The organism is Aquaspirillum soli (assembly GCF_054781915.1).
The window spans coordinates 81,140-87,492 of sequence record NZ_BAAGTM010000010.1 but is presented as its reverse complement, the minus strand read 5'-3'; the positions used below and the strand labels follow the sequence as shown (position 1 = coordinate 87,492).

The window sequence follows — 6,353 nt, the reverse complement described above, 5'->3', positions numbered from 1 at the left end:
ATTATAGCAAGCTGTTGTGATGAGCTGATTGATATTCAGAGATTAACAAATCATCCCGCTAGGCCGCTTTCAGCGTCCGCGCTCTTGACCTCGGACTGAACCCCGAGGCTTTCCGCGCATTGGGTAACGACCCATCTTTACATTTATTGCAGTAGCAAGGTAGGGTGTCGTCACCCCGAAGGGGTGACACACCATGATCCTGGCATCTCGGTAGTGGTCAAACTTGGAAAATATCCTCTAACCGTTGTGCTTGTGTTAACGACACTCCCCACTGCTGCAACTGCTCCGGCGTCGCTGCCCGTAACCGCGACAACACCCAATCCGGTAATGGCTGACTAAACCGCGCCTCGATCAATGTTCGGAGGAGGATTTGCATAGCCTGCATGCCTTTTTCCAACCCTCGCTGCTCACCACGTTCTTCTGCCACTTGAATCTCTGTGTTGTAATCCCACACCGCCCGTTCTCGCGCCAATGCCCGTAACCGTTCTTCCTTGGTCTGGCTCATTTGCTCTAGGGATTGCAAGACAGTCATTACCGGTGTGTGTGTCAGCTGTGCCATGATGTGTTGCTCCTGCCAGTGTTCAAACAGATCGACCCAATTCTTTAATGCAGTGGGCGCAAGTTGAAGACGGTCGGCTTTGTCTAATTCCAGAATATCAATTTGCTGTGCTTTGGTGAGGACAACATCAGGAATGTGTTGATCACGTAGTTCAAACCGCCATGAAGCTTGTTGTGGATGGTCGGGGAATAAATCAAAATCCAGTAGATGAATACAAATCACATGCTTCATCGTAGTTGGTTATGGTGTTCCTGGCGCATCGCTCTTATAGGGTGATGCGCCATGACTGCCTTGTTAGGTTTTAATGGAAGAAGGCGAATTTCACTGTAAACAGGGCTGCAATCACAATAACCATGGGTGTAATGTCCTTATAACGGCCAGATAGCAGCTTAATCACGGTGTAGCTGATAAAGCCGAAGGCAATCCCATCTGCAATTGAATAGGTAAAAGGCATGCCAACTGCTGTAATCACTGCTGGTGCCGATTCCGTTAAATCATCCCAATCAATCTCCGCTAAACCGCGTGCCATTAACACCGCCACATAACACAGCGCGGGGGCTGTTGCATACGCCGGAACGGTTCCTGCTAAAGGCGATAAAAATAATGCTGCGATAAACAGTAACGCGACAACGACGGCGGTGAGGCCTGTGCGACCTCCAACAGCGGTACCCGCAGCCGATTCAACATAAGCGGTGACGCTTGATGTGCCCAACACACCACCCGCCATAATCGCGGTGGAGTCGGCAAACAAGGCTTTTTTCAGACGTGTGAGACGACCTTGTTTATCTAGTAAGCCTGCACGGTGTGCCACACCAACTAAGGTGCCTGTGGTATCAAATAAGTCGACAAAGAAAAAGATGAAAATGACACCAATCAGGCCAGCGTTTAACGCACTGGCGAGGTCCATCTGCATAAAAGTAGGTTCAATGGAGGGGGGCATAGAAAACACGCCTTTGAACTCTGATAACCCCAAAGCCACAGACAATAAAGTGACAGCCAATACACCAATAATGATTGATCCGGTGACACGGCGGTATTCCAACACCACGATCAATAAAAAGCCAAATACGGCTAAGAGGGTTGAGGGAGAATGAATATTCCCTAAGGTAACCATCGTGGCTTCAGAGCCGGTAATCACCCCTGCACCTTTTAAGCCAATGATCGCGAGGAACAAGCCTACCCCTGCTGAAATCGCCAGTTTTAACGAGTAGGGGATGGCATTGACAATCAGCTCACGCAGCTTAAATGAACTCACCAAAACAAAAATAATACCGGAGATAAAGACTGCCCCCAACGCCGTTTGCCACGGCACACCCATACCTTTCACAACGGCAAAGGTGAAGTAGGCATTCAAACCCATCCCCGGCGCTAGGGCAATGGGATAGTTGGCGACAACACCCATCACTAAAGTACCCAAGGCAGCGGCAATGCAGGTGGCAACAAAGACCGCATTAAAATCCATCCCCGTTTGCGACAAAATCGCCGGATTGACGAAAATAATATAGGCCATGGTGAGGAAAGTGGTGAGACCGGCAAGGACTTCGGTTTTGACTGAAGTGCCATGCTCACGTAGCTGAAAATAGCGTTCGAGAATTTGCATGATGTGCCTGAAGTGAGTGGAATTTTAGTGCGGAAAAAGGCGGCGATTGTACCGTAAAACAATTGTTTAACGGCAAGCTAAGCAAACACTCTGCCAACAATCAGCTAGATCGCACAACAGATAGCCCTCTTCATGATGCCAAACGCGATGCTGGATAAAAACACGACTTGTAATATTTCTGCAATGGCAGACCTTTACCATCCGGCCACGTTGCTATTTTTGCTTATTCCATTTCGCACGGAGCTTCCCAGCATGAAACACACTGTTCGCCTTACCGCCGCACTGACTGTGGCCGGTGCAATGTTGTCAGGTTATGCCGCTGCCGCCAATATCACTGGTGCTGGTGCAACTTTCCCCTATCCTTTGTATGCAAAATGGGCGGAAGCCTACAAGGCGAAGACCAACCATTCAGTCAACTATCAATCGATTGGTTCTGGTGGTGGGATTAAACAGATTGTGTCGAAAACGGTGGATTTCGGTGCCTCTGATATGCCGCTGAAGCCAGAACAACTGGCAAAAGATGGTTTATTACAGTTCCCCACTGTCGTGGGTGGTGTGGTGCCAATTTTTAACGTTCCGGGTGTGCAAACCGGCTTGAAATTTACTGGTCCACTGTTGGCGGATATCTATCTGGGTAAGGTAAGCAAGTGGAATGACCCTGCAATTCGTCAATTAAACCCCGGTGTGAACTTGCCAGATCAAGCTATCACTATCGTACGCCGTTCAGATGGTTCGGGCACCACCTTCATTTGGACTAACTACTTGTCCAAAGTATCGGCAGATTGGAAACAAAAAGTTGGTGAAGGTACAGCGGTGAGCTGGCCTGTCGGTGTGGGTGGTAAAGGTAATGAAGGGGTGGCGAACTACGTGACCCGTATCAAAGGCGGCTTAGGTTACGTTGAATATGCCTACGCCAAGCAAAACAAAATTACCTACGGCGCGGTGAAAAACAAAGATGGTCAATTTGCCTTGCCAAGCGAAGAAAGCTTTAAAGCTGCTGCTGCTAATGCAGATTGGAAAAATGCGCCTGGTTTCTACGAAATCCTGACTGACCAAGCAGGTAAGGGATCTTATCCTATCGTTGGTGCAACCTTCATCCTGATGCAAAAGAAACAGGACAAACCAGAACAAGGTTTGGAAACCCTGAAGTTCTTTGATTGGGCATATAAAGAGGGTGGCAAACTGGCCTTGGACTTGGATTACATCCCACTGCCAGATGTGGTGGCTAACCAAATTCGTGCACACTGGAAAGCTAACATCACCGACACCAGCGGCAAACCAGTTTGGAATAACTAATTTTTTGCCCCTTGCTAACGTCTGCTTTTCGGCTGTGAGTGGACGGAAAGCAGATGGGTCTATCACAGGCCGGGGGTAACCCCGGCTTTTTTGTCGGTCAGCCTGAGAGAGTGACATGCACGCCCAGCACATTGAGAACACCCTCAAAATGCAGCGCCGCCTAGATACCTTATTCCGAGGCACTACTCGCGGTTTTGCGTTTCTGGTACTTGCTACCTTAATCGGCATCATTATTTCCCTGATTATCGGGGCGATGCCAACCCTCCAATCTTTTGGATTCAGTTTTTTATTCAGCAGTTCATGGGATCCGGTTGCTGAAAACTTTGGTGCCCTCGCGCCCATTTATGGCACCTTGGTGACTGCGTTTATTGCCTTACTGATCGGTGTGCCGGTGAGTTTCGGTATTGCCTTATTTCTGACTGAGTTATGTCCTGCTTGGTTGCGCCGTCCGATTGGCGTAGCGATTGAATTGTTGGCAGGCATTCCTTCGATTATTTACGGTATGTGGGGTTTGTTTGTCTTTGCCCCGCTGTTTGCCGATCATGTTCAACCTTGGATTATCGAAAACCTCGGTCATCTGCCCGGCATCGGTTTCTTGTTCCAAGGTGCGCCGATGGGGATTGGTGTGTTCACCGCTGGTTTGATCCTCGGCATTATGGTGATTCCGTTTATTGCCTCGGTGATGCGCGATGTGTTTGAAATCGTGCCGGTGATGTTAAAAGAATCTGCCTACGGCCTTGGCGCTACCACATGGGAAGTGGTGCGTTATGTGGTATTGCCTTACACCAAAGCAGGGGTGATTGGCGGCATTATGTTAGGTTTGGGTCGTGCTTTAGGTGAAACAATGGCAGTGACCTTTGTGATTGGTAATGCCTATCAAATCACAGGCTCGTTGATGGATCCTGGTAACTCGATTGCTTCGGCTTTGGCCAATGAATTTGCTGAGGCGCAAGAAGGCTTACACGTTTCGGCACTGATTGAATTAGGTTTGATTCTGTTCTTTATCACTTTTGTGGTGTTGGCTTGCGCAAAACTGTTACTGCTGCGCTTATCGAAAAACGAAGGTAAGAAAACCTAACGGAGAGTATGCGCATGGATCATAACTTGTATCGCCAGCGCCGCGTCGTCAACAGCATCAATATGGTGATGTCGATGTTGGCTGTCGGATTCGGTTTGTTCTGGCTGGTGTGGATTCTGTGGACCTTGTTTAGCTATGGTTTGGGTGGGATTAACTTATCGGTCTTTACCCAAAGCACCCCGCCCCCCGGCAGTACTGGTGGTTTGGCCAATGCTATTTACGGTAGTTTGTTGATGACGTTGTTTGGCACCTTAATTGGTACCCCAATTGGAATTTTGGCTGGGGTGTATTTGGCCGAGTTTGGCGAGCGTGGCTGGTTGGCCCCTGCTACCCGTTTCATCAACGATATTCTGCTGTCAGCCCCTTCAATTGTGATTGGCTTGTTTGTCTATGAAATCTACGTGATCTCTGTCGGCCATTTCTCTGGTTGGGCGGGGGCGCTGGCGCTAGCAATTATCGTGGTGCCGGTGGTGGTGCGGACGACCGAAAATATGCTGCGTTTGGTGCCGAACACCTTACGTGAAGCAGCGGCGGCTTTGGGCGCACCACAATGGAAAGTGGTGATGATGGTGACCCTGCGTGCGTCTAAAGCAGGTGTCTTGACCGGTATTTTATTGGCTGTGGCGCGGATTTCTGGTGAAACTGCCCCGTTGTTATTCACTGCACTGAACAACCAGTTCTGGAGCAGCAATATGAATCAACCGATGGCCAACTTACCGGTGGTGATTTTCCAGTTTGCCATGAGCCCGTATGAAGATTGGCATGCTTTGGCTTGGGCTGGTGCGCTGTTGATTACCGTCAGCGTATTGGGTTTGAACGTGCTTGCCCGCTGGTTAGGCAAACAAAATAATTCGCAATAATAAGGTTTCCGTCATGACTACTGATACCACCAAACTGCAAGTCAAAGATCTCAATTTTTACTACGGCGGCTTTCATGCGCTGAAAAACATCAATCTGTCGATTGCTTCGAAAAAAGTCACGGCGTTTATCGGCCCATCCGGTTGCGGTAAATCGACGCTGTTGCGGATTTTCAACCGCATGTATGAGCTCTATCCCGGCTTGCGTGCTGAAGGACAGATTGTGATGGATGGTAAAAACATCCTCGACAAAGACGTCGATATCAACTTACTGCGTGCCAAAGTCGGTATGGTGTTTCAAAAACCGACCCCATTCCCGATGTCGATTTATGACAATGTAACCTTTGGGGTGAAGTTATACGAAAAACTCAGTAAATCCGAAATGGATGATCGGGTGGAATGGGCGTTGCGTAAGGCGGCGCTGTGGGAGGAAGTGAAAGACAAGCTGAAACAGTCGGGTCACTCTTTATCCGGTGGTCAGCAACAGCGGCTATGTATTGCGCGTGCCGTGGCCTCGAAGCCAGAAGTATTGTTATTGGATGAACCGACCTCGGCGCTCGATCCAATTTCCACAGCACAAATCGAAGAGTTGGTGAACGAGTTGAAAGAAAACTACACCATTGCGATTGTGACGCACAATATGCAGCAGGCGGCACGGGTATCTGATTACACCGCTTATATGTATCTTGGCGATTTGATCGAGTTTGGTGATACCGACACAATCTTTACGGCACCGAAGCAAAAAGCCACTGAAGACTATATTACTGGTAAATTTGGCTGATTTACGCACTATTTTGAAACACCGAAACGCCCCTATTTGGGGCGTTTTTCGTTTTTGGTACACAAAATTATTGCAAAGCGACATCATAAAGGAGTAATCTTTGCGCAAATTTAGTGCAATATCTGTAAGTCATGCACTGTTTTTGTGTTGCCACTATTTCTCTTTATGTTCTAGGAGCTTTT

The 6,353-nt window shown here is 48.5% G+C and carries 6 protein-coding genes; 4 read left to right on the top strand and 2 right to left on the bottom strand.

Annotation, left to right across the window (positions count from 1 at the left end; all coding sequences use genetic code 11):
- Positions 1-217 precede the first annotated feature (217 nt).
- Both ACYVJG_RS09815 and ACYVJG_RS09810 read right to left on the bottom strand, forming a co-directional pair.
- Complete coding sequence (locus ACYVJG_RS09815; RefSeq protein WP_460430895.1) at positions 218-790, bottom strand: PD-(D/E)XK nuclease family transposase; 573 nt, start codon at positions 788-790, stop codon at positions 218-220.
- 70 nt (positions 791-860) lie between these two features.
- Positions 861-2,159 carry an NCS2 family permease gene (locus ACYVJG_RS09810; RefSeq protein WP_460430894.1) on the bottom strand — a complete coding sequence of 433 codons (1,299 nt, stop codon included), beginning with the start codon at positions 2,157-2,159 and terminating at the stop codon, positions 861-863.
- Between the two features lie 252 nt (positions 2,160-2,411).
- Here ACYVJG_RS09810 and pstS point away from each other — a divergent pair, with 252 nt between their 5' ends.
- From pstS to pstB, 4 genes are all read left to right on the top strand, one after another.
- Complete coding sequence (gene pstS, locus ACYVJG_RS09805) at positions 2,412-3,455, top strand: phosphate ABC transporter substrate-binding protein PstS (protein ID WP_460430893.1); 1,044 nt, start codon at positions 2,412-2,414, stop codon at positions 3,453-3,455.
- Positions 3,456-3,570: 115 nt separating this feature from the next.
- Positions 3,571-4,533 (top strand): phosphate ABC transporter permease subunit PstC, encoded by a 963-nt coding sequence (pstC, locus tag ACYVJG_RS09800; RefSeq protein ID WP_460430892.1) that lies wholly within the window; start codon positions 3,571-3,573, stop codon positions 4,531-4,533.
- A gap of 14 nt (positions 4,534-4,547) precedes the next feature.
- Positions 4,548-5,393, top strand: a complete 846-nt coding sequence (pstA, locus tag ACYVJG_RS09795) for a phosphate ABC transporter permease PstA (RefSeq protein ID WP_460430891.1) — start codon at positions 4,548-4,550, stop codon at positions 5,391-5,393.
- A 13-nt stretch (positions 5,394-5,406) separates the two neighbouring features.
- Complete coding sequence (pstB, locus tag ACYVJG_RS09790) at positions 5,407-6,171, top strand: phosphate ABC transporter ATP-binding protein PstB (RefSeq protein WP_460430890.1); 765 nt, start codon at positions 5,407-5,409, stop codon at positions 6,169-6,171.
- The last annotated feature ends 182 nt before the right edge of the window (positions 6,172-6,353 follow it).

Bases quoted from the DNA above. Each gene is read 5' to 3' on its own strand.
- ACYVJG_RS09815 (WP_460430895.1), bottom strand. From the start codon at position 790: ATGAAGCATGTGATTTGTATTCATCTACTGGATTTTGATTTATTCCCC.
- pstA (WP_460430891.1), top strand. From the start codon at position 4,548: ATGGATCATAACTTGTATCGCCAGCGCCGCGTCGTCAACAGCATCAAT.
- pstB (WP_460430890.1), top strand. From the start codon at position 5,407: ATGACTACTGATACCACCAAACTGCAAGTCAAAGATCTCAATTTTTAC.
- ACYVJG_RS09810 (WP_460430894.1), bottom strand. From the start codon at position 2,159: ATGCAAATTCTCGAACGCTATTTTCAGCTACGTGAGCATGGCACTTCA.
- pstS (WP_460430893.1), top strand. From the start codon at position 2,412: ATGAAACACACTGTTCGCCTTACCGCCGCACTGACTGTGGCCGGTGCA.
- pstC (WP_460430892.1), top strand. From the start codon at position 3,571: ATGCACGCCCAGCACATTGAGAACACCCTCAAAATGCAGCGCCGCCTA.